The organism is Bdellovibrio sp., assembly GCF_036384735.1.
Taxonomy (GTDB): Bacteria; Bdellovibrionota; Bdellovibrionia; order Bdellovibrionales; family Bdellovibrionaceae; genus Bdellovibrio.
In genome coordinates, this window is sequence record NZ_DASVLT010000055.1 from 48628 (window position 1) to 74126 (window position 25499).

General features: G+C 41.6%; 31 protein-coding genes. 16 read left to right on the top strand and 15 right to left on the bottom strand.

Features of this window, described 5'->3' with window-relative positions:
* Positions 1–3 precede the first annotated feature (3 nt).
* The 3 genes from VF412_RS16740 (at position 4) to VF412_RS16750 (ending at position 1881) form a co-directional block, all read left to right on the top strand.
* Positions 4–480 carry a hypothetical protein gene (locus tag VF412_RS16740; protein ID WP_331340410.1) on the top strand — a complete coding sequence of 159 codons (477 nt, stop codon included), beginning with the start codon at positions 4–6 and terminating at the stop codon, positions 478–480.
* Between the two features lie 183 nt (positions 481–663).
* On the top strand, positions 664–936 hold the full coding sequence (locus tag VF412_RS16745) for a hypothetical protein (RefSeq protein ID WP_331340411.1): 273 nt from the start codon (positions 664–666) through the stop codon (positions 934–936).
* A gap of 189 nt (positions 937–1125) precedes the next feature.
* A complete protein-coding gene (locus tag VF412_RS16750; RefSeq protein WP_331340412.1) occupies positions 1126–1881 on the top strand; it encodes a hypothetical protein in 756 nt (251 codons plus the stop codon).
* A 10-nt stretch (positions 1882–1891) separates the two neighbouring features.
* Here the strand turns inward: VF412_RS16750 and VF412_RS16755 are convergent, their stop codons facing one another.
* The gene (locus tag VF412_RS16755; protein ID WP_331340413.1) at positions 1892–3055 is read right to left on the bottom strand and encodes a patatin-like phospholipase family protein; all 1164 of its coding nucleotides are present in this window, start codon (positions 3053–3055) and stop codon (positions 1892–1894) included.
* 192 nt (positions 3056–3247) lie between these two features.
* On the opposite strand from VF412_RS16755, the gene VF412_RS16760 reads away from it, so the two are divergent.
* The gene (locus VF412_RS16760; RefSeq protein WP_331340414.1) at positions 3248–4102 is read left to right on the top strand and encodes a hypothetical protein; all 855 of its coding nucleotides are present in this window, start codon (positions 3248–3250) and stop codon (positions 4100–4102) included.
* A 283-nt stretch (positions 4103–4385) separates the two neighbouring features.
* Here VF412_RS16760 and VF412_RS20095 read toward each other — a convergent pair whose 3' ends face one another.
* Complete coding sequence (locus tag VF412_RS20095) at positions 4386–4811, bottom strand: MarR family winged helix-turn-helix transcriptional regulator (RefSeq protein WP_414640843.1); 426 nt, start codon at positions 4809–4811, stop codon at positions 4386–4388.
* 120 nt (positions 4812–4931) lie between these two features.
* Here VF412_RS20095 and VF412_RS16765 point away from each other — a divergent pair, with 120 nt between their 5' ends.
* Entirely contained in the window at positions 4932–5381 is a 450-nt protein-coding gene (locus VF412_RS16765; RefSeq protein ID WP_331340415.1) for a hypothetical protein, read from the top strand.
* Positions 5382–5598: 217 nt separating this feature from the next.
* Here VF412_RS16765 and VF412_RS16770 read toward each other — a convergent pair whose 3' ends face one another.
* Positions 5599–6189, bottom strand: a complete 591-nt coding sequence (locus tag VF412_RS16770; RefSeq protein ID WP_331340416.1) for a mobile mystery protein B — start codon at positions 6187–6189, stop codon at positions 5599–5601.
* Entirely contained in the window at positions 6186–6659 is a 474-nt protein-coding gene (locus VF412_RS16775; RefSeq protein ID WP_331340417.1) for a mobile mystery protein A, read from the bottom strand. The genes VF412_RS16770 and VF412_RS16775 overlap by 4 nt, the downstream gene beginning before the upstream one ends.
* A 715-nt stretch (positions 6660–7374) precedes the next feature.
* Between VF412_RS16775 and VF412_RS16780 the strand changes: the two genes are divergently transcribed.
* Positions 7375–7905: a hypothetical protein gene (locus tag VF412_RS16780; protein WP_331340418.1), complete on the top strand. Its 531-nt coding sequence runs from the start codon at positions 7375–7377 to the stop codon at positions 7903–7905.
* Positions 7906–8884: 979 nt separating this feature from the next.
* On the opposite strand, the gene VF412_RS16785 is transcribed toward VF412_RS16780, so the two are convergent.
* On the bottom strand, positions 8885–9226 hold the full coding sequence (locus VF412_RS16785) for a hypothetical protein (RefSeq protein ID WP_331340419.1): 342 nt from the start codon (positions 9224–9226) through the stop codon (positions 8885–8887).
* Positions 9227–9799: 573 nt separating this feature from the next.
* Positions 9800–10060, bottom strand: a complete 261-nt coding sequence (locus VF412_RS16790) for a hypothetical protein (protein WP_331340420.1) — start codon at positions 10058–10060, stop codon at positions 9800–9802.
* Between the two features lie 206 nt (positions 10061–10266).
* Here VF412_RS16790 and VF412_RS16795 point away from each other — a divergent pair, with 206 nt between their 5' ends.
* Complete coding sequence (locus VF412_RS16795; protein ID WP_331340421.1) at positions 10267–10737, top strand: L,D-transpeptidase; 471 nt, start codon at positions 10267–10269, stop codon at positions 10735–10737.
* 13 nt (positions 10738–10750) lie between these two features.
* Here VF412_RS16795 and VF412_RS16800 read toward each other — a convergent pair whose 3' ends face one another.
* The 3 genes from VF412_RS16800 to VF412_RS16810 form a co-directional block, all read right to left on the bottom strand.
* The gene (locus tag VF412_RS16800; RefSeq protein ID WP_331340422.1) at positions 10751–11122 is read right to left on the bottom strand and encodes a hypothetical protein; all 372 of its coding nucleotides are present in this window, start codon (positions 11120–11122) and stop codon (positions 10751–10753) included.
* A 204-nt stretch (positions 11123–11326) separates the two neighbouring features.
* Positions 11327–11962, bottom strand: a complete 636-nt coding sequence (locus tag VF412_RS16805; RefSeq protein WP_331340423.1) for a hypothetical protein — start codon at positions 11960–11962, stop codon at positions 11327–11329.
* Positions 11963–12514: 552 nt separating this feature from the next.
* Entirely contained in the window at positions 12515–13507 is a 993-nt protein-coding gene (locus tag VF412_RS16810; RefSeq protein ID WP_331340424.1) for a M28 family peptidase, read from the bottom strand.
* Between the two features lie 146 nt (positions 13508–13653).
* Between VF412_RS16810 and VF412_RS16815 the strand changes: the two genes are divergently transcribed.
* The 3 genes from VF412_RS16815 to VF412_RS16825 all read left to right on the top strand — a co-directional run bounded on the left by VF412_RS16815 (position 13654) and on the right by VF412_RS16825 (position 15952).
* Positions 13654–14235, top strand: coding sequence for a zf-TFIIB domain-containing protein (locus VF412_RS16815; protein WP_331340425.1), 582 nt, complete (start codon positions 13654–13656; stop codon positions 14233–14235).
* A 63-nt stretch (positions 14236–14298) separates the two neighbouring features.
* Positions 14299–14769, top strand: coding sequence for a L,D-transpeptidase (locus tag VF412_RS16820; RefSeq protein WP_331340426.1), 471 nt, complete (start codon positions 14299–14301; stop codon positions 14767–14769).
* Positions 14770–14857: 88 nt separating this feature from the next.
* Positions 14858–15952, top strand: a complete 1095-nt coding sequence (locus tag VF412_RS16825) for a hypothetical protein (RefSeq protein WP_331340427.1) — start codon at positions 14858–14860, stop codon at positions 15950–15952.
* Between the two features lie 30 nt (positions 15953–15982).
* On the opposite strand, the gene VF412_RS16830 is transcribed toward VF412_RS16825, so the two are convergent.
* Positions 15983–16231, bottom strand: coding sequence for a helix-turn-helix transcriptional regulator (locus tag VF412_RS16830; RefSeq protein ID WP_331340428.1), 249 nt, complete (start codon positions 16229–16231; stop codon positions 15983–15985).
* 77 nt (positions 16232–16308) lie between these two features.
* Here VF412_RS16830 and VF412_RS16835 point away from each other — a divergent pair, with 77 nt between their 5' ends.
* The 6 genes from VF412_RS16835 (at position 16309) to VF412_RS16860 (ending at position 20975) form a co-directional block, all read left to right on the top strand.
* Positions 16309–16500, top strand: coding sequence for a helix-turn-helix transcriptional regulator (locus VF412_RS16835; RefSeq protein ID WP_331340429.1), 192 nt, complete (start codon positions 16309–16311; stop codon positions 16498–16500).
* A 20-nt stretch (positions 16501–16520) separates the two neighbouring features.
* Positions 16521–17009, top strand: coding sequence for a GNAT family N-acetyltransferase (locus VF412_RS16840; protein WP_331340430.1), 489 nt, complete (start codon positions 16521–16523; stop codon positions 17007–17009).
* 143 nt (positions 17010–17152) lie between these two features.
* Entirely contained in the window at positions 17153–17635 is a 483-nt protein-coding gene (locus VF412_RS16845; RefSeq protein WP_331340431.1) for a hypothetical protein, read from the top strand.
* Positions 17636–17881: 246 nt separating this feature from the next.
* Positions 17882–18469, top strand: a complete 588-nt coding sequence (locus VF412_RS16850; protein WP_331340432.1) for a GrpB family protein — start codon at positions 17882–17884, stop codon at positions 18467–18469.
* A 399-nt stretch (positions 18470–18868) separates the two neighbouring features.
* Positions 18869–20140: a hypothetical protein gene (locus tag VF412_RS16855; protein WP_331340433.1), complete on the top strand. Its 1272-nt coding sequence runs from the start codon at positions 18869–18871 to the stop codon at positions 20138–20140.
* 403 nt (positions 20141–20543) lie between these two features.
* Complete coding sequence (locus VF412_RS16860; protein WP_331340434.1) at positions 20544–20975, top strand: hypothetical protein; 432 nt, start codon at positions 20544–20546, stop codon at positions 20973–20975.
* 319 nt (positions 20976–21294) lie between these two features.
* On the opposite strand, the gene VF412_RS16865 is transcribed toward VF412_RS16860, so the two are convergent.
* From VF412_RS16865 to bla, 5 genes are all read right to left on the bottom strand, one after another.
* On the bottom strand, positions 21295–22044 hold the full coding sequence (locus tag VF412_RS16865) for a hypothetical protein (RefSeq protein WP_331340435.1): 750 nt from the start codon (positions 22042–22044) through the stop codon (positions 21295–21297).
* A gap of 31 nt (positions 22045–22075) precedes the next feature.
* Positions 22076–22801 (bottom strand): CPBP family intramembrane glutamic endopeptidase, encoded by a 726-nt coding sequence (locus VF412_RS16870; protein WP_331340436.1) that lies wholly within the window; start codon positions 22799–22801, stop codon positions 22076–22078.
* 288 nt (positions 22802–23089) lie between these two features.
* Positions 23090–23584, bottom strand: a complete 495-nt coding sequence (locus VF412_RS16875; RefSeq protein ID WP_331340437.1) for an ATP-binding protein — start codon at positions 23582–23584, stop codon at positions 23090–23092.
* A gap of 96 nt (positions 23585–23680) precedes the next feature.
* On the bottom strand, positions 23681–24220 hold the full coding sequence (locus tag VF412_RS16880; RefSeq protein WP_331340438.1) for a GNAT family N-acetyltransferase: 540 nt from the start codon (positions 24218–24220) through the stop codon (positions 23681–23683).
* A gap of 366 nt (positions 24221–24586) precedes the next feature.
* Complete coding sequence (gene bla, locus VF412_RS16885) at positions 24587–25444, bottom strand: class A beta-lactamase (RefSeq protein WP_331340439.1); 858 nt, start codon at positions 25442–25444, stop codon at positions 24587–24589.
* Positions 25445–25499 lie beyond the last annotated feature (55 nt).

The following is a 25499-nucleotide window of genomic DNA, read 5'->3' on the forward strand; positions in this document are numbered from 1 at the left end:
AAAATGAAAACGACAACACTTGGCACTTTCTTTATTGCACTGGCACTAACAGCAGGTTGCGCTCAAAAAACAATTGAAAAAGTTAACAACGAGGTCGCGACGGCGCCAGCTGTTAAGAACACTTCGCAACTTCGTCAGGAAGCTCAAGATCTCATTGAAAAATCCAATTTAAGTCCTGAGATAAAAACTCAACTTCTCGCTTTAAAAGCATCCTCCAGTCAACAGATGCAGGGGCTTCGTGAAGAGTCTCTGAAGCTGCGAGCACTTTTGATTAAGACAGTCCTTTCCCCAAACTATAATAAAAAGGAAGTCGACGTTATTCATAGCAAAATCAGAAAAAATCAAAATCAATATCTAGCAGTTATGTTCGACACGGTTGACAAAGCTAACGGCATCCTCGGAAGAGAGACCAAAGCCGATGAACAAAATGAGCGCATGATGGAAGAAATGTTCATCATGAATCATGACAATCAGTTCTAATCTCCTCAGCGGAAAAAGCCCTTGTATCGCATGGGCTTTTTCTAGCCATCGCATTTTGTTTTGATTTTTTGAGAGAAAATTGGTTGCGGGGCCTGCTCCACCTCCTGCATTGCGGACAGCTCTCTGCGGCAATTGACTTCGAGGTGTTGAATTAAAAACTTGTAAGACTTAAGCTTTTCCTGAATGGTTCAAGTTTTGGCTTTTATTCTTCAGGTTCAATGCGGTTTTCAGACGATAGGTTCAGCTACGATCAGCTATGGCAATGTCGTATTTGTGACGGCTGATGATCGCAACAAGCCTCAGGTGGCTTTCTTTCAAACCTCAGAGAATCCAGGCAAACCCCATCCCTATTGCGAGCCTCTTCAACGAAGCCTCAGCAGCGGCCAGGCTGTTGCTTTAGAAATAGATCGCGCCAACAACCAAGTGGTTCAATTGCAAGTTATTTTAAAACCATAAAAAAGAGAATGAACAAGTAGCAATTCTCGCTCTCGTTCTGCCACCGCACTTGTCTAATTTCTATACAATTATTTACATTTAGCTTATATATTTTATTTACTTTTAAATAACTATTATCTGAATCTTTTCACTAAAAACAAAAGGAGATTGAAGTCGCTTAACGCTATATTTCTGCCATTAGGAGAATTTATGAAAAAAGCACTTTCCATCATTCCCGCGTTACTTCTAACTCTATTGGCAACGGCCTCTCAGGCTCAAGTTGTTACGGATTTGCCGATTATTGAAAACAATCAAACCGTCCCGGCAAGCAACTTGAAACGAATCAAAACTCAAAAGACTCACGCAATGGCTGACGAGAGCATGTCTTCCCCTTTAGTGGTTAGAATCGTCGAAGCGTCTCAATGGGGCTACGATAATATGGTCCTATCGGATAGTAATAAAGTCCCACGAATTTCAATTTCCACCCGTGGAATTGTCTACTATCGCAACTCAAAGAACATCCAGATCGGAAGCGCGATTATTGATGGTATCGATAACGTTGGATTTTATTATATCCAAGGCCAAGCAGAGGAAATTTATGCGGGTTGTCCTTTAGATATCACATTGGACAGAACATCTTTGAAGATTCTCAATGTCAGAATTCCTTTCTGCAAAAAGGCTCCTTCTCGCGTCGTGAACCTGGTTAGCAGTCGTACTATCGAAGACAATGTTTATCTATATGATTCGCGTAACAACGTTCCGCTTTCTTTCTCCACAACACGTGGGAACTATGGAATGTCTCTAAATTCGAAGGTGACAGCTTACGCCATGCTTTCTGGAGATGCTATGAAAGCCCTGAACTATTCAGTTCGCGGAGTCACACCTCAATGTCCAATTCGCCTTGAGGTCAACTCTGCAAATGGTCGGATACGTAAAGTGACGGCGAGCTGTGATGTTCTGGAATAAGACTCATTAATTACTCTGTATCGGCTAAAAACTTTAAGACAGTCTCTTTTCTTTGCAGAGTATCGTTATACCCAGCTTCTAAAAGCGATTTTATAAAGCTAGGTTCAAAGGCTAAATAGCTTAACAGCTCAGAACCTCTTCCCGCAGAAACGCCAATGCCTCTTAACAAAATATTTATCGATAGAGGCATTTGCGAAATATGGCAAGAGGACATCTCGGTGATTTCCCTTGTTGGAGTCAAAGCCAAAAGAGGAATTTCTCGCAAATGAAAAGGTTGAGACGCTCTTTCTGAGTCGCTCATGGCAGCGACCGTAGAATTGATTCGAGTTATTCTGTCTAAATCCGCATCCAGAGAATCAAAGAACAATCCATTAAGAACCGTTCCTACTATTTCACCAACTGAGATACTTGTGTTCTCTAGGTTCGCCGGATGAGACGTTCCACTCGGACCGCGAACCCCAATAACCAGAAGTTTTTCCGACTCTAAATGTATCGCGGCACTTAACGGTGAATTCAGACGAACCATCCCGTCACCATAAAAGGAGTCTGCGATTTTCACTGGAGGAAAAAAAATCGGAATAGCTGAAGAAGCCATCACATGATGGGGCTCAAATCTTGTTCTTAAACTTATCCTATTCAGTCTTTTCCAGTCTTGAATTTCACTGTGGCCATTATAAAAAGCCACGGACTGTCCAGAACGGTAATTTGTTGCTGAGAATGAAACCGCGTGAAACAGTCCGTTCTCAATATTTGAGTTCAAAGTGCTAAAATCAATGCTTTCTGAAATTAACTTCGCCAAGGGCGTCGTATCTAAAAGATAAGTGATTTGCTTTTTTTGTCCCAACAAACCACCAATGCTTCGATCTTTAATCCATCGCAGGGCGATTTGGGCGAGCGAGAAGGTATCTACTTTGAAGACCTTCTCTGCAGTCAACGAGGACCAGGTATCCCAAAGCTTCTCGGTAACTTCTAGGAAATCACCTTTTTGACTTGCCAACCAAGCGCCGTTTAAAGCTCCAGCCGAGTAGCCGGAAATAATCGAGAAAGGATTTTTCTTTTCGCCGGTTATCTCAGCCATCCCGCGAAGAACACCGGCTTGATAGGCAGCACGAGCTCCGCCACCGGTCATTACAATTCCAATTCTTTTTCTTTTACGAACCTTGTCCTGATTCATAGAGACCTCACTAAACGATCGAGACTCTTTATTGTGACCATCTGACTTAAGACATGTCCATGAAATTATGTCTGAAGAGGATATTAAAGCGTGATCCGAGAAGACGAAACCTTCAGGGACTTGGTGCCATTTTCTTCGACTTACTAAATGACATTTCTTGCCGAACCAATAACTGCATTCTAAGATCAATCTATGTTTAAGATATTCTTTGCATTCGGCATTTTGCTACTACCCAATTTTTCCCAATCAAAAACCATTTGCGACGAATACAAAGTAAATAAACTACTTCTTGCAAGCCCCAGCACGCTTGACGAAGCTAACTTTAATAAAGCGCTTGAATTGTCTCAGGTCGTAATCGTTGGCGAGCACCATCACGATTTTACCAAAGCGACAGCTAGAATTGATCTTCTAAAACAATTCTCAAAGCATTCAAACGAACCGAAATGCCTGGCATTAGAAATACCTAAATCCAAAGACTTCCCGACCCTTTTAAAAAGACTTGAGGAACTACATAAGAAATTTTCGAATGATGCCAAAATCGTAAAAGATGCTAAATCCAAAAAAGAACTAGACGCTCTTCACGAACTCGTCGAGGAACTTTCTTTTCTTAATACTGAGGCGGTGAAACTGAACATTAAGGTCTACGGTGTCGATACCTGGGATAATTGGGATAAAGATGTCGCAATGAAAATACGAAACCAGGAGATGACAAAGAATCTGCAAAGTCTTCTTACCAATAGAGAATGCAAATCGATTTTGTTTTTCACAGGCAAGAGTCACCTAGCAAACACAAAAGAATACGAAGGTGTTCCGTCCCTACTTCATAAAAGCAGGATCAAAACTCTTTCTATAAATCTTCAAATGACAGATGAAAAAGAAGATAAGATTCTCAAATCCTGGAATGTCTGTAATAGTGACCGCAAAAAGATCACTGACTATATTGTCTTTTCAAACTCCCTCATTGAGAACGACATAGTTCTTTATCCCAACGACCCCAGTCCATCCAACAGGTGGAAAGACTACGACTTCACTGTCTTAGTTCCTTAGCAGGCCGTTATGCTTTGGCGTCGCGCCTCAGGGTGCTCCAAAATTCGAGATTTTCAGATTGCAGCCTTAAGTCCATATTGCAGGTAAGATTCTAAAGTCATCTCCACAATTAGTGATCTAACAGTCGTTTTCCGATAGATATTAAGAATGAATCTTTCCATTTTTGTCGCGTTTTCTTGTCTATTTGTCGCCAACATAGTGCTCGCAGAGCCGCGCACTGTTTGCACTATCACTGTGACTTATGTCGCTCATCTCTGTGATCTCGGCGCGATTGTACCGCGAATTATTCAAAAACCTTTAACAGAGACTCTGCTAAGGCTTCCGCTTTCCTCACCCCCACCTTCGCTTCGATTCTAGTACTCTGATCGTCAAAGATCTTAATCAATTTAAGAGCAATATGCTTACCTTGCGACGTAATCTGAATATTAATGAATCTGGCATCTTGCGACTCAATCTTTCGATTCAAATACCCAGCCGTAATCAGCCGAGATAGACATTGGCTTAACCTCGACCTGCTTATTCTCAATGTTTTCGCTAGTTCCGACGGCCTTGCCTCTTTATCCTCAAAAAAGACCCCAACTAGGATCAATGCTTCAGAGATCGAAAGATCAAAAGTTTTCAACCTTGTATCCAAATCCCTGGAAATGGCCTCTGCAACCAAAAGAGTGGGAACTACGGGGCTTCTCTCGATAAATTTACTGATTTTCATAAATAGTTTATCTATTTAACTATTTATTAAATCAAGTGACTTTCAAGACGCTCGGTTTCAATCTTTGCCTGATAAAAGACTACCTCTTAGCTTCTCTAAAAACACATAAGGAGGTTTTAAATGACTACATGGAACAAAGGACTTATCACTGTGGTACTTTTATTTTCACAAAATGGATTTACTCAAAACAAACCAGCAGCTTCTATTCACTGCGAAGCCAGCCAACAGAGCGCTGAGATCACGCGCTTTGATTTTGATCTCTACTTGACGGGACATCCTATGGGTGGACTTTACTCGTATACAGGAAATTTTGAGGCAGACGGCTCTGGTCTTCAATGCCACCCGACTCGAGGACCATTAAGGACAACACTGGTTGACGTACAAACAAAACAAGTCGGCTATTCCGCTACAAGTGATTGCCTTAATAAATACATTTACACCCTTAAAGTTGCGACTCTTTACTTTGATAAGGGTCAAACCTACAGCGGAAATCTTGAATATCAGTACATCGGTAATCTTGGGAACAATGGACCTAAAATAGCTGTCGCAATGATCTGCACTGCAAAATAAGTTGAATGGGCGGCAACCTGCTTTTTGCCGCCCCTACTCTTTGATTGAGACTTAACCGTCGACTCTTAGATCTAAAAGCTTCGATCCAATCGCTTCCGAGATCCGCAATTTTCAGTTTCATCTTTATGCTTCGTCAGGAAATCAATTGCGGAAATAAAGAGGTTGGCAATATTAAGACCACCCGAATTAAGTTAAAGGCTAACGGATGCGCGCGCTTCTATTTTTCTTTTGCAAATGCTAAGAGATCAGTGAAATTTCCGTCATCTGCTTTCTTAAGAGCTGATATATAACGATCTCGAGCATCCCCTGCACGAACAAGATCTTTTGAGCTCCAGGTGAATTCACCGGCATGATTGAACTTAAGGAAATAGTTTGTAAGAATTCTGGAGTGCCTTCCATTTCCATTGGGGAATGGATGTATTGCTACAAGTCTGTGGTGGAGTCTAATCGCAATCTCATGAAGACTCAATGTATTGTTCTGAAGCCAGAACTGAACATCATCTAACAGAAGTTTTAAATTATTTTGAATGTCTCGAGGGCTCACTCCTATGTTTGTGTCTTTCGTTCGAAAATCACCAGCCCACGTCCATGTCTTGTCGAACATTTTCTCATGAAGAGCTACTAATCCCGTAACAGATAAAATATCTCTCTTAAAATTCCTACTGCTGTCAGCCCATAATACGGCCTGAACTATATTGCGCTCTTCGTACTCATTGAGCTCATCTTGAGTTGTGATATTAGGAATGAGTCCCCGCTTTTGATCTTCATCAATCAGAGTCGCATCCTTAGTGGCTTTAATCTCGCTCACTTCCAAAGTTTCCTATCATGATTTGTAAGAATATCTATTGCCACACTTTGCAAAAGATCTTTTTTTGATGAACTTGATGTTCCTTGATTCTCAAGTTTCATATTCGTATCTACGACTCCTACAATTTTTGAAGCGACACGTTCGGCCTGCTCATTGACGGTGGCCTCAAGACTTCCACTTTTCGGAATAATAAAATAGACGAATTCACAATTCATCGCCTCAGCAACCTTGTTCATAGTCTCAAGAGTCACTTTGCCTGCGACTTCATCTTTTTCAATTCGGCTAATACGTGCGGGAATGACTCCTATTCTCTTTGCGAGATCACTCATAGACATTCCAAGGGCATTTCTAACTTCCTTAACCCACCCCTCTTTGGGTCGCAAAGCTGAGGAGACTGCACGGCTTTTAAGGTCCGCAAATTTGCGATCTAATTGAGTTCGTCTAAAACTGTTTGAAATGAGCTTCGTCATAATTCACCTACATATATGTATATATAATATCACTTATCGTATATATATGTATATATCTTTAGTTATTAATTATTTATCTATATATATACAATTTATACATAAGTTATTATTACTACTAACATATATTCGCTTTTTGAAATTAATGGCCATAACTTAGCCCATGGTCCGATAATCAATAACGCAGGATCACCCGGAGCTCAAAGCAAACGAAGCCTCTCTACAGAAGAAACAACATACCAACATACATATAGTCCTGTTTATTTTTCAAACAACCTTGAATCCTCAGCCGCGCCAATAACTTTCACTGGTCATCGATCAAAATTCTGACCAAAAAGGCACTAAATTCAATGCCTTTCTTTTTTCTGACAAGTCCCCTCTTCTTGGGAAAACGATTGGCGATATCTCCAGTTCTGTTTTCGCGTCACTTTTGATATAAGGAACGGGTTCCCTTCAGCAGAAGTTCACACAACTTCATCACCGATAGAAATTAACTCCCCACCACCTCGACATCCACTGAAATGACAGGACGTTACTTCAGAACATCCGGAGGGGCGATTGGAATATCAAGGATGATATTCCAACGTGAATGCTGAAAGGCCAGGGAGAGGAGTTCAGTGTTGAAAGTTTTGACGATCTTCCATTTTTTTCTGAATTTAAAATCCTAACGAGATCATCTGAATGACTCGAAATATAACACTCCCATCAGGAGCATTTTATGAAGATATTTTTTATTCCACTAGCTTTGACTGCTAATCTTATTTTAATAGCCTCTATTGCCTCGGCTTCATCTTTTTCTACATTGAAGCCTAGTGAGGTCAAGAATGCTCGACTTGGAGCTGTGGGCTCTGCCTTTGAATCTCTGCAAAATCCACAGTTCGATCTAGGTTCAGACTTTGGCTTCTTTATCAATGCCATCAATGATTCAAGTGTCACAAACCCAAAAGAGGCGGCGAATAAATACGCTGAGTTTGCTGGGGCGATACAGAGCTCTAGTCCAGAGGTCGTTAGGGTTGTTGATGCTGCTGTTGCGGTTAAGAAAATCATGTTAGAGGGAGCCCCTGATTCGTCAGATGGAGTTCGCATGGCAATTGGCGCTGCGATGAACGATGGCACCCTTTCATTTTACAACGTCACTCCTTTTCCTAATCAGGGGGCGGACGGAGATTCTCAATACTCTAATTTGTTCATTGTCGTCGATTGGACAAATAAACAAATTCTTGGGATCATGACTCACGTTCTAGAGTAAGCTCCCCCTTTTAGCTTTCATCATCATTAGGGCGCGGTCAAAAGTCCGTGCCTTTTTCCCACTGCCATTGTCGTTTAGGATTTCCGGAATTAGAGATCGTTTGTTCGTTCAAAAATCCTTATAAACGAGACAAAACCCTTATCGAAAATCATTGACCCAAATATCCATGAAAGGTGTTGGCGGTGACTTCGATTCTCCTTGTTCATCTCCAGACAGCAAGTCAGAAAGCGTTCAGCTTTATGCCTTCGGGCGCGCTTGATCACGTAGTACGGGTTTGCTAAGCCCTACAAGCTCATCTATAGCCATTCCTTCAAGCTCATTGAGCTCCCGCAAAAACAGTCTACTGGCTTCGAATCCTTGCTTCTATGGTCTCAGGATCGCTTGTCATCTTGTAAAGCCTGAGAGACTCCAGTTCGACCAATTTTCGCACTTCGCATTTCTGTTCTGACGGAGACGCTGCGTTTTTATTCGAAAGCGCTTTTATTGAGACTGTATTTGATCGAGATGAAGCCATCGGAATTTTATTGCCTCGATTCGTTCTGTGTCGGCAGAAAGCGGATTCATATTTCCATCATAGATCTTATTACACTGATAGTATTTAAAAAATATACCGATGAGGACCGCGTGATAACAATTCGATGAATTCGTATAGCTTTCAATAGACCTTCGTTTTATCCTCGCACTATTTCGAATCAATTTCTATCGTGCAATTGTAAAGCAGCTCATCATCCGAATCCGGCCCTGGCTTCTGAAGCCATTGCACTGATAAATAAACTCCAGCAAACATATCTTCCAAAGCTGCTCTCACAATAGACCTCGGTTTTGTCCAGGGCCGGATCAGAAAGGTTCAGGTTCCACGCCTCCTTCAAAAGCCCCCCAGGCAGCACATCCAAAGACTCCGCAATCTTCATAAACGTCACAATCACCGGCTTCATTGATATAAAAGAGGAGCGGAAGACATTCCTTCCGCTCCCCACCATCACTTCTTATTTATCTCATCTACGATCTTCTTAGCTTCTGCATGAGTGAAAGGCCCCACCTCCATCTTGCCATCAGCAATAGGCACCCTCAGAGTCAATTTCTCCTCTTTGCCGTTCAGTTTAAGAGAGACCTTCTTGCCGACATAGGACTGATTCAGTTGTTTAACTTTCTCCTTGCCCGTTTGACTTAAGTTCAATTCAACCATCGCCTTCTCGTTCCTCACAACTTCTTCAGCGTGGGAGAAATCAGATTTGGTCAAAGACGGTTTTGTTTCATTCGCAAATACTTTGAATGAAGTTACAGTTAATAAAAAGGCAATAGTAAGCAATCGTAAATTCATGGAATTTATCCTTCCGATATAAATAGATTTTTAATTGAATTTTTGTATCGTCTTAAGCAGACGCGGTCGGAGGACTTAAACCAGATCTGATAGAATAACTTTTGGGATCATGTTTTAAAGAGATCGAAGCTTCATAAGATTGAAACAGCTTCGGAATTTCTAATGAGAAAACCTGAGACGGAAGAAATGGTGGAGGCGAAAAATGATTTAACTGAAAGGCTGAATGGTCAGCCGCAATATAAGAAGGATTTGTCGCCGTTTTTTCAACTGAGAAGAACAAAGACTGCGATACGTCTGGAACAAATGCACTCGCCTTAGCTTCTGAGCTTACAATTGCGCAAAAGAATAACGATGTAATCCAAAAGAGAAACAGCCTCATGCGTATATCATGAGAGCTTTTCAAGATCTGTCAAGCTCTAGCACGTTGGAACACATTACGCTGAGCATCTCCGGAGGAATACGTTCGGACATATCCACTACTCCAGTTCTTGTCGTCGCCATAGTAGCACAGCCGAGTCCGTGCAGCTTCAGTTACATCCTCTTGGCTTCGACTCTACTCTTAACTTGGCGATGTTAATTGCAACAGTTGCAACTCATACTTGCCATATCAAAGTTGTAGGAGCTGTAGCCCCGAGGTTTACAAATCCAAAACCAACAGTATGAAGGACCCGTAGAGGCTCCGACATACTGACATGAGTTAACTTTCATATCGGAAACTTGAGTCAATTCGGAGATCACATGCGTACTGTCAGCAAGCTGTCTCGCCGCCGGTTCAAAGCTTTGAGCCGCTGCCATTGATGATACTAACAAAACGAAGAGCGCGATTGTCTTCATGAATCCTCCCCTTAATTGAATATGAAGCCCGGCAGACCCTACCATTCTGATAAGATATTTTAAATTAGATTATTTTTATTAAATTGATCTAAAAATTAGATGAATCCCAAGCAATCGCGTTCTTTAGAGAAATCCGTCAACAAAATAATTCTCGGCCACCTATAAAAGCCACTTCTAATTTCTCAAAAGGCCCCTATAATCACTCTATGCCTCACAAACAAATCCTCATCTCCGCCGAAGACCAAAAAGCCACCCTCCTCATTGACGGCAAAGTCTCACGCATATTCACAGTCTCAACTGCCATGAATGGCCTTGGCTGTGAAATTGGCAGCAACAAAACCCCGATTGGAAAATTAAGGATTCATAAAAAGATCGGCGGTGAATTTCCAGAGGGAGCCATCTTTAGAGCAAGAGTACATAGCGGAGAAGTGTGCATACCAGGAAGTTCTCTTTGGCAATCGCCCGAGGATTTAGTGACATCCCGAATTCTTTGGCTTGAAGGATGCGAGGAACACAACGCCAATACACTAGGGCGATATATCTACCTTCACGGAACGAACCAAGAACATTTGCTCGGCAATCCGGTTTCACATGGTTGCATTCGTCTTTCCAATAGGGACATTATTGAGCTTTATGAATTGGTTGAGGAAGGAACCGAAGTTTTGATTATTGAGTGAGACAGCTCCCTTGCTAACTCTGCCCGCTTCTGCGGAGTCTCAACAGAAAGTAAACCATGACGGTGATGCCGTGAAAGCCAATGAGAAAAAGTTCATTCCGAGGAGTATCAAGAACTCCTGAATAAGCAATAAGCTGGGCAAAAGCGATTGAAAGAAACAGCCACACTCCCCATTTCATTTGAAACCAAAGTCCGAGACTTGCAGCAAAGTCTGCAATAAGAAGTGTCACAATCCATACTTTCCACGTAAGATCCATGTGATGGAAGTTTAATCGTAACGATAAAACATCAAGAAGATGACAAACTCCGCCTACAAAATAGCAAATAGCTAATAATCTTAAATAGATCTTCTCGGCGATATTTACGTACGGGTTTCTTTCGGTCATGAATTGATTTTCATTGGCCCGGTATATTCGGTCAATGGTGGAATGTTTTAAGGCCAAGCGTTGTATTGAAATCCACAGACTTCACCTCAGACAGCCAGTGGAACACGTTTAGCTAAACGCGTGCCGGCTGGCTTGAAACAAAAAAGCCCGTCCATTTCTGAACAGGCTTTGCCTTAAAAGCAAGTGGTTTTGAAACAGACTCTGTTAGTGCTTACACCCTAGTGTAACTGGTTCATAAGTTTGAGAAATCGCTTCGTCGGATGGATTTCGGCCCGACGGAATAATCATCGCGCTCTTAACATAGGGAAGATTATTTAATTTCTTAACCAGATCTTCTTCATGGAGAGTGAATAGAGGTTTGGCGCCTAAAAATGACGTTAGATCTTGAATCATATGATTCGCACCATCCGTGTAAAGCATAGCAGAACCATTTAAAGTTCGACCTAGAAAGCTGACAAGTTCATCGAGATGACCCGCCTCTCTGAAACCTACGCCAACAACCCCGATAAAGTGACGCTTAAAAGGATTGCAAACCTCATCTGCCTTTAGAAGATATCGCTTATTTTCCTCAGGTACGAAGACGTAGTTATTAATCGCTTTCGACACCTTTGTTGTTGGCTCATAGTCAAAATCCAAGAACAAAACTGAATTATCTTGAAGAGTGAAGTAACCATCAACTACGTACCAAGTTTTTCCAGATTTAGCGTCGTTATATTCGACTAAAACGTAATCACTCTTAAATGAATCTAGGTATGAAATTTCATTCTTGAGGTAACTCGCAACTTCTTGATTAAGCCTGTCTACGGGGATATCAGCCGCATATTGTTTTATTAAGCTCATTTGTCCTCCGTACCCAATATTCACGCAAAAAATTGAAATTAGAATTATAAACAGGTTCTTCATACCACTTCTTAGCTAAATTTGCCTAACTTGTCACTGTGAATAAAACCAAATGTTTTAAGGCCAAGCGTTGTATTGAAGTTTACAGACTTCGTCTCAGACAGCCAGTGGAACACGTTTAGCTACAAATTGTTGGCGGCGCCTGCCGTTCGAGTCACCTCTCACCTCATGCGCGGAGCGCGGGTAAGAAGTCGTATTAAGACTTCTTAGACGGCATACTTTTACGAAGGAGTTGATTTAGTATTGGATTCTTACAGGATGATCAAAAGGATTAAGATGCGAGGCGGAAGGGTTCTTTCGATTGAAATAGCAGGATGCTATTTCGAAGCGCCAGTCCGAAGGATGGTGAGCAGGAGCTCATCACAACAGAGGCTACACACCCACTACTTCAGTTCCAGGTCCTCAGACCTTTCACTCTGCGACCATCCGGTCCGCAGCGAAGGAAGGTTCCTGACAACGAAGTCAGATGGATGCTTTTCATCGTCTCACCATCTACCTTCCTGCGGCGTTGATTAGTGCATGATATACGCCTGTTACGACATCACTCATTTTCTTATAGTTAAGTCTATCTGGCGTATCACCAGCTTCGTGGTATTCATGATTTCTAAAGAAGGCCGTGTCTGTCACCATGAGTGCCGGCCACTCATGAGCCCAGTAACTGCGATGATCTGAGAAATCTATACCCGTCATTATTGAAGGTGCACTCACTGAATAAACGGGAACTTCCATCACCCTTGACATCGATCTTTTAAAATCTATCGTCACATCTCGGTCAGCGGGACTACTCACAACTCCTATGAAGGTGCCAGTCCATGGGTAAAACCCATAAAGAAGAGGCATCGGGAAAGATTGAGACAAGAACTCATCAGAAAAATATCCAATCATCTCTAAGCTCACCATAAGCTTAACATTTTCCCCGTCTGCTTTTAACTGATCTGCGTGATAAGCGCTCCCCATCGAATGCCCACCAAAGAATGGTGGCTCTTCCAGAGTGTAGACGACAAGCTCAATGGCAGTTCTAAGCTTCGGCTTTCTCTCCATAAGGACTCTTGCAATCTCTAAAAGACCTGCGACACCACTGGCGTTATCATCAGCACCAGGGTTGTGTTCACCGGCCGCATCGTAGTGCGCTCCAATGACAACCAATTCTTTAGCATTGGGATCGCCGTATCTCGCGATAATATTATGAAATGGTGTTTTGTAGGAATCGACACTCTGAAGACGAACTTCGTAGCCAAAGCTTTTTAACTTATCTGAAACAAACTCTTCAGCTTTATACATTGATTCTGTGTGGTGATAGCTTCGATTAGGAGTGAGACCAGCAAGGAAACGGACATCGTTTTCCAGAGTCGCTGCGCTCACAGAAATTTCAGAATGTTCGCCAGACACTACTAAGTTTGGACTTCTTAGGTAAAAGAATATGAACACCCAAAGAGCAAATAAGAATAGAACCGTTGTGCTAAAAAATAGTTTTGAGACTTTCATTTATTCTTGTCACTCGAAGCGAGAAATCGGCGATAGATAAAAACTGCAGGAAATGAAAAACAAAATAGAAACCAAGGAACTAGAACTAGGACTGCTTGATCTTCACAGATCGGCTGCATGGGGGAAATTCGGAAACACCCCGTCTCATGGAAACGCCAAAAGCTCACTCCCCAAAGAATTGGCAAGAAGATTGCGGAAAACCAGCCTATTTCAGATTTCTTTTTCTCCATAAACTAATTGTAGTTAATTGGCTTTATATAGCAAGATTTATATATATGAATCTCAAATGCCCAAGCTGTCATTCTGTACTTATTGAGGATCACGGTCATCACATTTGCCCAAAGAACCATGGAGTGTTTCTGACGCTTCAGGAGTTTAGGCACGAGACAAGTCCAAAGTTTGTGAGCTTCATTTATGCAAGCTGGTTGAAACTTAAAGCTCCCCGTACTGAACACTGTCCTCAATGTGAAACACGCATGTTAGAACTTCACACGATTATTCCTAAAGAAATTAAATTCTCTTCGTGTCCGGAGTGTTTTGGAATGTGGTTAATTTTTCAAGATGAAAAAGACCTTCTCGCTCTTTTCCATGGCCAGGAGGATTCAAATATAAGCAAATCTGAAATTTTGGGAAATTTTGTGATGGAGCACGACCGAGTAATTAGAAAATATCAGGCACTAACAGCTCTGGGAAAAGCTCTGAGTTGGAAAGTGCGCCGATATTGGTAAGCACTCTGAAACGCCTCTTGATCCAACATTGCAAATAGCAACTGCCAAGGATACCCTAATCCCATGTCCAAAACTCAAATCCTCGTCTCCGCCGAAGACCAAAAACTCACCCTCCTCATCGACGGCAAACCTACCCGCCTATTCTCAGTCTCAACCGCCATGAATGGCCTTGGCTGCGAAATCGGCAGCAACAAAACCCCGACTGGAAGATTAAAGATTCATAAAAAGATCGGCGGTGAATTTCCAAAAGGAGCGATCTTCAGAGCAAGAGTACATAACGGAGAGATATGCACTCCGGGAAGCTCTCTTTGGCAATCATCAGAAGACTTAGTGACATCTAGAGTCCTTTGGCTTGAAGGATGCGAAAATCACAATGCCAACACACTTGGCAGGTATATCTACCTTCACGGAACAAACCAAGAGCATCTTCTTGGCAAGCCAGTATCACATGGTTGTATTCGTCTTTCCAATAAGGACATTATTGAGCTTTATGATTTAGTTGAAGAAGGAACAGAGGTTTTAATCGTTGATTAATTTACCTCGCAGTTTTGCCAATCAGAGACCCCATAACTGGACTTTTGGTTTGTAAATAACTTTGGCACTAATTCCGAAAAGATCTTTGATGAGACACTTCGGAAGAATTATTATTTTTCTACTCTTAGCTGCAGGACAACTAGCTTCAGCAAAAATTACCGAAGCCGAGTGCTCATTTAAAGACTATTCAGATCGATTCGTTCCGCCAAAAGATCAAGGAAATGCAGGATTCTGCTATTCGTTTGCAGCTTCTGACCTTCTTTCCGAAGCTGCTTCAGTAAAACCACCCGATACCGTTTCGGCCTTCCATGTTGCTTCCCAATATATTTCCATGTCACAAGACGAAGTAAAATCAGCGAACGCAGCAATTTCATTTGATAATCCGGCGATACCAGCAAATATCTCAATGGGTGCTATGATGGGTAATGCATTACCTGGAATTAGCACAAACTACCGCTTTCACGATCCCTCGGGAAAACCTCTATTAAAGCGCGAAGGCGGACAAACAGATCTAATTGCCGCGCATCTGATTGAAAATGGACATGTCTGTCTTGAAAGAGAAGTTCCATCTGAGTTGATTGGCAGAAACTATAAAGATTCAGAACAGCAGAATTTCTTTTCCATACAAATGGGGACATTAGGTGGCGGACATGACGTAGAGAAATTTTTTGGAGACAAGCCCCTTTACAATAAACTTCAAAATAGCTGTGTCGCTAACCCCCCGTTAGACGGATTAAATCAAATGGTTCCTCTTAAGGAAGCCATTCAGGATTGGGCCGCTCAAAAATTGCGAACACAGTCAGAAAATTTATGTAAACATCCCGTCTCGACAAAAGGACTCACAGTTCACTCTCGTTCTTTTACAAGCCAGGAAAAGAATCCAAACGCTATTAAGTATATGATGTCGGTTCTGGATAATGATAGGCCTTTCGCTCTTCACTACGATCTTTCAATTATGATGAAATGGCCGCCCAACATTTCAGGTTGGCATTCGAGCATAGTTACGGGACGTCGGTGGAATAAGGAAAAGCAAACTTGCGAATTAGCGATCAAGAACTCGTGGGGTGAAAACTGCGATAGTGAAAAAGAACCTGGAACCTGCGAGAAAGGCCGCTGGTGGCTTGATACTGACAAGTTAGCTGACTCAAAAAGCGAAGTTATTTGGATTGATAAAGGCAAATAAGCAAGCCAGACGGCGGCAGCCGCGACAATCTTACTCAAAATACCTATCCTGCCAGCGGGCTATCCTGGCCGCCGTCAGTTTAGAACCCACATGATATACCTTCATTAAGACGAGAAAATCTGCCAATGGAACCGGATACCCGGTCTCCCACCCGATTATCAATGCTTCCTCGACAACCGCCTCTTTCGCCACCTCCGCAATCGACATCCGCGCCTGTAGCCTCAACTTCCTCAACCACTGAGATATTTCTCCTGATAGATCCACCCTCGCGTTATTCATTCCGAAGGGTATATCATTTTGTACGTATAAAACAAGTAACCTATTTTTAAATATACTATCGAGTCATAATTTTGTTCGTGGCAAAAGTAGTTTTAAATAAAGTCCTCAAAGAAAAGAAAATGACCAAGTACCGCTTCGCGCAGCTTCTTGGCGTCCCCTATTCAAATATCGTTAGATTCTTCAAGCCTGGATATGACCCTCGCCTCTCGACTTTGGAGAAATGGGCGAAAGTTCTTGATGTCAGTGTCACTGATCTTATTGAAGATTAAACACACTGAAGGAGCAAGCCATGCCTACAGTACGACGAGCAAAACCTGAAGATGCCCTAGGAATTCATGAGGCACACATGCGTTCAATCCGTGAGGTTTGTTCTAAGGATCACTCACCGGAAGAAATCAAAGGCTGGGGAAATCGTCCTTATCGCGAGGACCAACGAGTCAACGCTATTAAAAATCAATTCGTTTGGGTTGTTGATAATTCAGGTAAAATTGAAGGTTATGGACACTTATCGATAATTTCCGATAATGGTCGAATAAGAGCACATGTCATGGGACTTTATCTAGTCCCGGAGGCCAATGGCAAAGGTTTCGGAGCAGCAGTAGCTAAAGAAATGCTTGCAGAGGCTAGAAGACAAAATGCTTTTGAAATCAATCTGGAGTCAACCCTAACAGCTCACAGTTTTTATGAAAAGATGGGATTCGTCGACTCAGGGGAATTGGCTACCATCGAGCTTGGTGGATCTAAGATTCGATACATTCCAATGAAGTTAATGCTCTGAAGAGTTTCACATCCTTGGCCTTCCATAACTCTGCCTCAGTGCAGCACCCCTCAAAAGAATTTTATTAGAATCCAGAACACCTCAAAAATTATTTTCTAGACATCACAATTGCGCTTTTCTAGATTTTCTCTGTGGAGGTATTAATGAAGAGTTTTATCGCTTTAGTAGTTTCGATTCTGTCAGTGGGATTTTCAGCGTCTGCCTCTGAGATCAGCGGAACCTTCATTGAAGGCGGAAGCATTCTTTATACACAAATTAAAGACGACCCTTCCATGTTTCCCTATTATGGTGGTCAACTTTGGTCAATCTTGCCAGGCAATGGGTCACATAAAAGTTTGAAAACAGATAAATTCGAAATCTCTTGTGATGGCGGCATTCGTCCTGATCGAAACGTCGTCGCTTCTTGTGAAACTAAATCTCTTGTGAAATTTCTCAAGAACAATCCTTTAACGTACTCGATTGTTTTGACGGGCCAAGAGGCAATTCTTGTAAATGCTCAATTTGCACAAGATCCTTTTAGTTTAAACTTAAGAGCTTTTAACGGTCCTGAGGAAGCTTTTTGGCTGGACGTAGACAGAATGAATTCTCTATTTTCAATGAGCATTTTTAAAAAATTTGTTCGTTAAGAGAAAAGGCCTTTTATAAAAACCGTTGACATCTTAAATTGAAATGTTGGTGATGGTTTCAATTTCGTCTTCCAGACTTCATTTTCACCATGTAGAACGAAGACAGGTTTGTTGGCGATGGAAGTAGAGTTGAATGTCTTGGCACTCTACCCTATTCATTTTATGCTAGAGACTCATAAAGTCTGTACGAACCGATACATCTAATGATTTAGAGACATTGAGTTTATAGACACTTAAACAGACAAAATGTATTCTCTAAAAGAGATGACAATAATTCAAATCCTCGGAAAATTAAATTTAGGTCTAGAGCGTGACGGCAGAATTGAACTCAAGTCCTGTCCGTTGGATTGGCAAAAGGCTTTCGAAATCGAAAGTGCAAGAATTCAAGATGGCCTTAGCAATTCAGGTTTTAAAATTTTCCACATTGGCTCTACAAGCATCCCCTCCATTCTTGCTAAGCCAATTCTCGATATATTGATTGAAGCACCATCGCTTGAGATCATAGATCAAAGTCGCCAAGAGCTAGAGACACTAGGGTATGAATACAAAGGGGAATACGGTATTCGAGGGCGAAGATACTACGTCCTATACAATTTGGAAAAAACTCTGAGCTTTGTGCATATTCATGCTTTTGCTAAAGGTAGTTTAGAAATAGAAAACCATCTTTTATTTCGAGACTACTTAATTGCCCATCCAAACAGAGCAACCGAATATCAAAATCTCAAATTAGAGCTCACTGCGCAGTCCAATGTGACTCGAGAAAAATACACGGAATTGAAATCTAATTTGATCCATGAAATTCTTCTTGAGGCGAAAAAGTGGCGCAAGGGCTAATTAGAATCACTTGTAATTTAGACAAATCCCTTATCGAAAGTCACTGACTCAAATATCTATGAAAGGTGATGGCGATGTTGAGCCAGTCTGAACGCTTTTAGCTTAAGCAAGTTGAAGACATAATGCTTCCACGCAAATTTCTTCAACTCGCTATCCCCTTCGAACTCATCTGACATGTAGAGTGGAACGGATTTATATCGAAAACCTTAGATGACAGATATCGAAGTAACTTAGTGTTCTCAAATTTTTATTAAGAACATCGCCGTTTATTGAAATAATCTCAATTCAAGTTCTATGCATTTCATTCACGCTTAGCTAAAAGTCTAGCTCTAGTAAAAAGCTGCTCCTGTGGGGCAAGCGAGCCTTTAGATGATAAGAATTTTCGTCGATATAAATAGAATGAAGACTCTCATTTGCGTCGCATTTTTGTTAAGCTTCTGGAACACTTCCTATGCAGATAAGGAAGCTCAATCCACTATACTTGCAATTGATGATGCCCGCAATGCAACGACCTTGGTGACTAAGGCAAACAATATCGTTAACGGAGCTCACTCAAATTGCCCCCAAATACCAGCTTCCGACATCCCTCAATTCTGCGAAGAGCCCTACAAAGCCATTTGCGCTAATACTGAAAGTCATCGTTCAAGCATTTTAGGACATCTTGATGACATCCGAAAAAAATCAGAGCAACAAGCAATGGAATTTATCGCCAAAAAATACAGCCTTACTGCCGGCGATGAGCTTATGCAAAAGTTAAAATCAACCGGCTTGTTGGCTTTCGGAGATCAAAATCTAACACAACAATATCGCGATGATTTTTTTGAAAAAACGAGAGAGCTCGAGGCTTCTTACTCAGAGAAAGCAGATAAGGAATTCCAAGAATCCCACTTTCAAATCATTAAAGTAAATTTAAAGCGCGCTATTGAAGCGTCTTCTTTACCAACAGAAAAAAAACAGAAGTTTTTAAGCTATATCGACCGCGAACAATTCACAAGCTCGGACAATATTTTTAATCATAAACAGGATATGAAATATGCTGAATTATTCGGTCGGGCCCTTCAAATCTGCGACAGCGATGGTTTAAAGCCCTTGGCTGTAGCCGATGATACCGATCAAACTAGAGCACAAGGCAATCAGACACTTCTCATTTGTAGCGGACGATTTGCATTTCACACTAAAGACGATCTACCCATTGAGCACCTTGCCAATGAATTTCAGGTGGCCGCTCATGAGATGTCCCATATCATGTCCTATCACTGGGAGCCACAGATGTATCGAGGTCTCAGAAAATGCGTTCAGAATCGAAATGCCTCACAAATAGTTTCAGAATATCTTCAAGCACTAAAGGACAACCAGAGTTATACAGAAGAAGGCGCAAAGAACATAGAAGAGAATAAGACCGCATTTGTGGACGATCACCTCGAAGAATACACTCCAGATTTTTGGGCTAAAGGTGCTATCGTTCAATATTTTAAGAACGAGGGAAAATCACTGTCCCCTACTGAAAAATTAAATTTTCTTCAAAATGCGTATGGTTACTTTTGCGGTTCCCCGGAGTCTGGAGATCACCCATCAGGAAAGCTCCGCATCGAAATGATGGGCTTTGATTCAAATGTTCGCAAGCAAATGGGCTGCACCTCTCCGACCAAGTCTCCCAGCTGTGGTCTTTAGCCTTATTGAAAGCCACTGACTGAGACATCCGTGAAAGATGTTGGCGGCGACTACCACTTCAACCTTTTGGTTTACTCGTTTAGTTACTTTAGGCAGGACTGTCATCTTCAGGTTATGCTAAGTGCACTCCAATTTATCCGGGTGTTCTCAAGATTTTCATTGGAACACTCTTCTGTTTTATCAAAATCGAATTCGGCCCTTGGCGACAACTCAGAGAAATGTTCGAATGAAGCCGTTTTTTGTTTTACATATTGCCGATAGATAACAGGCAAGTTTCAGTTACCCACCGATCAAGACTTACTCTAGTGAACCTCATCTTTATCGATAGATACCGATCTCATATTGAGGCGATGGCATGACCTTGCATATTGGTTAAGTGTAGCAAAAAAAAAATGGAGAGCTTATGCCTATCAAAACTTTTATGATGTTTGTATTTGGAGTTACTTTAAGCATTCAATCTGTTGCCTCTGAGATTCACAATGGCGACACCAAAATCGAAGAGCGATCAAGAACTGTATCAAGTAAGGTGTTAAAAGTTTCAGAATGTTATGACAACAATCTTGATCGTTGGGCGACAATCTCATTTCACACTTTATCAGAAGACACAGTTGAAAAGTATCTTGTCAGTGTTCAAAAACGCTGTTCTCTCGGACTTGTTAATTGCAACACAACTGAAACTTTAATTAACGCCTCTTCTCGATCCAATAAAGTTGTTTCGAATAATGAAATTAAATTTACTTATGATTTGAGATCACCTGAAGAACGTGAGCCAGCAATGCATCAGTGCAGTGCTGAACGAGCTAAATATTTACTTGAACTTCAATCTCATCAATAGCGACTTTCAATTCTTCTCGCTACCTAAATATCCACTTCCAACCATCAATTATCCACCAAAGCTCTGCTCTTTAAAGCAGGGCTTTTTTTTATTTTAGAGAACTCTATTGGCGGCGACTCCACTTTTCTCTCTTAGTTTATCAATCTAAAAGGTTCTGCTTCGATGATGGTTTTTTCGAACGCCTTCATTAAACTGCGCAAACCGATACATTTAATAACTGAATGACATCGGGTTTTGTAGAAACTACCTGTCGAAAATCCTGACAGCTGAAATTGTATCTACGAACAGGCTCTGCCTTAAAAACAAGTGGTTTTAAAGCCTATTTTTCAGTGAAAACAAGCGAGTTAAAAAATTCAGCCTTTTCCAAAGTTAAATCTGGAAGCCGTTTTCCCTCAGGAACTCGAGCACTCATATTCAACATTATATAACTATAAGCTTTTGAATTAAAGCACCACTTTCCGTCATTTGAAATTGGCATTTTCCCATTGTCTTCGCCTGTCTGAGAGAATGTCAGACAGCTTCCCTTGTCATATTTTGTTTCCTCAAACTTTGTTTTGATATTTTTGACTCGGCCTTGTTTGGCATCCATTTCTATATTTTTCTTAAAACTCGAAATGATTTCTTCTGCCGAATGAGCTTTAATTTTTCCAGTTTTTTTAAGCTCCTCAAGCTCACTATTGGTCAACCCAATAGGACCATATTTTATCGTGGCCAGTATAGATGTGTCGTCACCTCCGGTTTTCTTACCGATTATGACATTGCCAGGCTTTGCACTGCCAAGAATCCAATCTCCAGTTTTAGGGTATTTATATTCAAACCCCGGAGCAGTGTTAGTGGCCTCCGAATCTATTTTCGTTTGCAATAAGGCGCATGATGCGATTAGCAGTGGTAAAATAATTAGAGCACATTTTTTCATTTTGTCCCCCTTAAGGTAAGTATGCGGTAGGCGCGAGTTCGGTTCAAATATAAAACCGACTTCAAAAAGGAATGTAATAAGTCCAAGCGTTGCATTGAAATGCTCAGACTTCACCTCAGGAACAGTTGGCTTGAAACTAAAAAGCCTGTCCATTCCCAAACAGGCTCTGCCTTAAAAACAAGTGTTATCTATCTGCTAACTTCCACAACGAAAGTAGCATCATTGGGAGAAATATCAGCCCAATAACTGCAGGTCCGTAAAAGCCATGGGATTCGGTTTTTTTAAGAAGCCATGGAGTTCCCTCCCAGAAAGCGGGGATGAGATTAAAACCGCAATGTAAAAGAATTGCAGGAACTATCGAGCCGGACTTAAATGTGATTACACTGAAAGCAATGCCAAGAGCGCAAGACCAAATAACCTGTGGCAGAACTTCCTTTAGAGTAGATCCATGTAACAAGTTTAGAAAATGCAAAATTCCGAACAGACCTCCCACAAACAAAATAACAGAAAATGTTTTGTCAGAATAAACTTTGAGCAACAAGGTAAGAAAAAGCCCTCTCATCAAAATCTCTTCCCATACTGAAATTAAAATATGCAAAGAGACTTTCGAAGAAGCAACTTGGGTTGGAGGTATCGGCCAAGGAAAAAACAAAGTTGCATACACTACCAATATCACCACAAGAGAAAATGGGATGCTGGTGACGTCTAATCTAAATGCCTCGAGCCAGTCAGCAGATAGATAGCTCCAAATGCATAGAGTGATAAAAATTCTAAATAGAAAAGCGATGTGCTGAGAAGATGATCCAACAATTGGTTTAATTAATGGCGTAATTAGCTCAAACCCAAGTAGTTGCACCAAAAATACCAATAGAAAACTCAAAATTGGCCACGACAGTGCTAAGTCTTTCATAAGACGAAGTTAAAAGAGCAGTTTGTGAAAATCAATAATGAAATGATTTTCAGTCACACCCCGTTCATAAACTCATAGACGTCTAAACCAGGACATAGTTCAAAACGTTGCCGATGCCTGGAGGCATGCAGAGCAGCTTACGTTCATAGGATTCACGTAAGCTTGAGTTACAAAACCGCAGCGGAGTTTGAAGCTGATTTTTTAAACATTAACCTCGCCGACCGGCCCATTCAAAAATAATGGACCTTCAGTGTCTGATCTACGGGGCTCATTCCAGTTATTTAAAAATCAAAGAACTATATGAGTTCTTCCCTCAATCTCTTGAGCCTCGACCGGCTCCCAAAAATCGCTAGCCATTTCAAAAAATTCCATTGGCACTTCCATGGAAAAGCTTGGCCCTCGAGTCTTATTTCGCTGGATGACTCGCTCGCGTCGGACAGAGCGATCTACATCGAAAATATAAATCACAAGGTCAATTTGACGTTCATCGATCCAATTGAAAAACTCTTCACGCTGCACTTTTCTTATGAGACCGATTTCAAGAACCACATTAATACCGGTGGACGACGCTTGTTCTGCCATTTTTAAAATTTGCAGATTGCAGCGTTCTACTCGATTGGCATACCAGGCCATCAAATCCTTTTCAGGCCGATCTGGACGGAACAAGTTCGCCATCCACTCATCGAGGTTAAAAAAGACTGCTGACTCCTTAGAGGATAGGCTCAAACCAAATGTTGTCTTGCCCGCGCCCACAGGCCCCAAAAGAAGTGTTATCGTCGCCATATGATCCCTCGCCCAGTTCAGTTAACATTTAATTTAGTAAAAAACTCTTTCCGATAAAGAAAAAATCTGCTCAAAAAATAGATGGTGCTATTCAAGTTACAAACGCAGAAGCCTACCGAAGATCATCGAATCTCGAAAACGACCGTTTTCAATACAATCTTGAAGGAGAAGCCCTTCATTAGAAAAGCCATTTCTCTCTGCAACGCTAATTGAACGAGTATTTTCTTTGTCACAGTTTATCACTGCCTTATTGAAGCCTAGGCGCTTCATTTCAGACAAAACCAATTGAAGCGCTTCGCTGACAAAACCTTTACCCTCTTCTCCTCTTTCAATACCATAGCCAACTTCGGCCTTGTGGTCTAAGTAGGAGATGGAGTGAACGTGAAAGGAGCCAATAGCTACATTCTCTTTTAAAATGAGATAATTAATTTCTTGGAAGTTCTCTTCAGGTTCAGTGGTAATATGTTTGGCGACATCCTCTAAGGATTCCACCCAAGAATAATTTACTCCACCCAATTTGTGATCTCTTTGAATATAATCAAAAACCTGCTGAGTGTATTTAGGGCCACTCATCACAAGCTGAATGCGAGAGCCTTGTAACGTTTGTGCAAATGGTTTTTTCTCTAGTTTTTCCATCGAAGAAATATAAACAATCTCAATCGCTTTTGTCTACAAAAGGAATTTGGTCCGAGCATTGTATTGAAATGCACAGACTTCATCTCAGAAGCGAGTGGAACACCCAAGTGAGTTGAAAACGTTAAGAACAGCCCGACCGAAGGCATTTAGCTTCAAGCCAGTCGGAACGCGTTTAGCTAAACGTGTTCCACTCGCTTTGACCTTCAGACTTGCTGGAAACAAAAAAGCCTGTCCAGTTCTGAACAGGCTCTGCCTAAAAAACAAGGGGTTTAAATCGGCAGAAGATACTCCTCATAGGTTACATCAGGTTGCACCTCTTCAACTAATGAATCCCATTGCAAGGATGCCGACAGAATCATAAGTGGTTTAACGATCACTGAATTCGGTACTTACCAATCGCGCCACTTCAGCCAAAGCCGCTTCGATTTCCTTACGCGGTTTGGTTGAGCCAGAAGCGAAAGCCGTCAAGACAATCGAGGTACCGTTCGGACGATAAAGTACCCCAATATCATTTGTAGCACCTGCGTCTCCAGATCCTCCTTTATCAGCCACTCTCCATCCAACCGGTACACCAGCCCTGAAACGAGCATTGGAAATAGCATTACTGAAAAGCCATTCTTGAAGGAACTCTCGAGAGTTTGACGATAAGATCTCGCCAAGAACAAGCTTCCGAACGGTCTCTGCCATCGCCATTGGCGTCGTTGTATCCAGATCATCCTTTGGAGTGTTGAGTTCTGGCTCGATCCGATCGAGATGAGTTTTTTTATCTCCAATACTCCTAAGGAATTTAGTTAAACCCGTTGGTCCGCCTTGCGTGCGAAGAAGTAGATTGGCCGCTGCACTGTCGCTGTACTGAAGTGTGGCAATACTCAAGTCTTTGATCGTCATCTGCCTTTCTGAAACGTGCTTGGAAGTCACAGGTGCATACTCCAAAAGATCGGCAGATGAAAAGGAGACAGCTCGATCCATTTTTTCTTTACCTGAATCAATTTGCCTCAAAATTTGGCCAACCAAAGCCAGCTTGAAGGTACTGCACATTAAAAATCGTTCTTCGCTTCTATATTCTATATGACGGCCCGTCTTTACATCGATTGCGACCACGCCAAGGCGACCACCTATGCTCTTTTCGATAGTTTGTAACGCAAGACTCGATGTAGGCGCAGTCTTTGCCGAGGCAGCCACTGAAATTACGAATAGAAATACAACCAAAGAAGAATTTATCATGAGAGCAAAATGCCAGAACTCTTCCTAACTGTCATCGGCAAAATGAGAGGCGGCG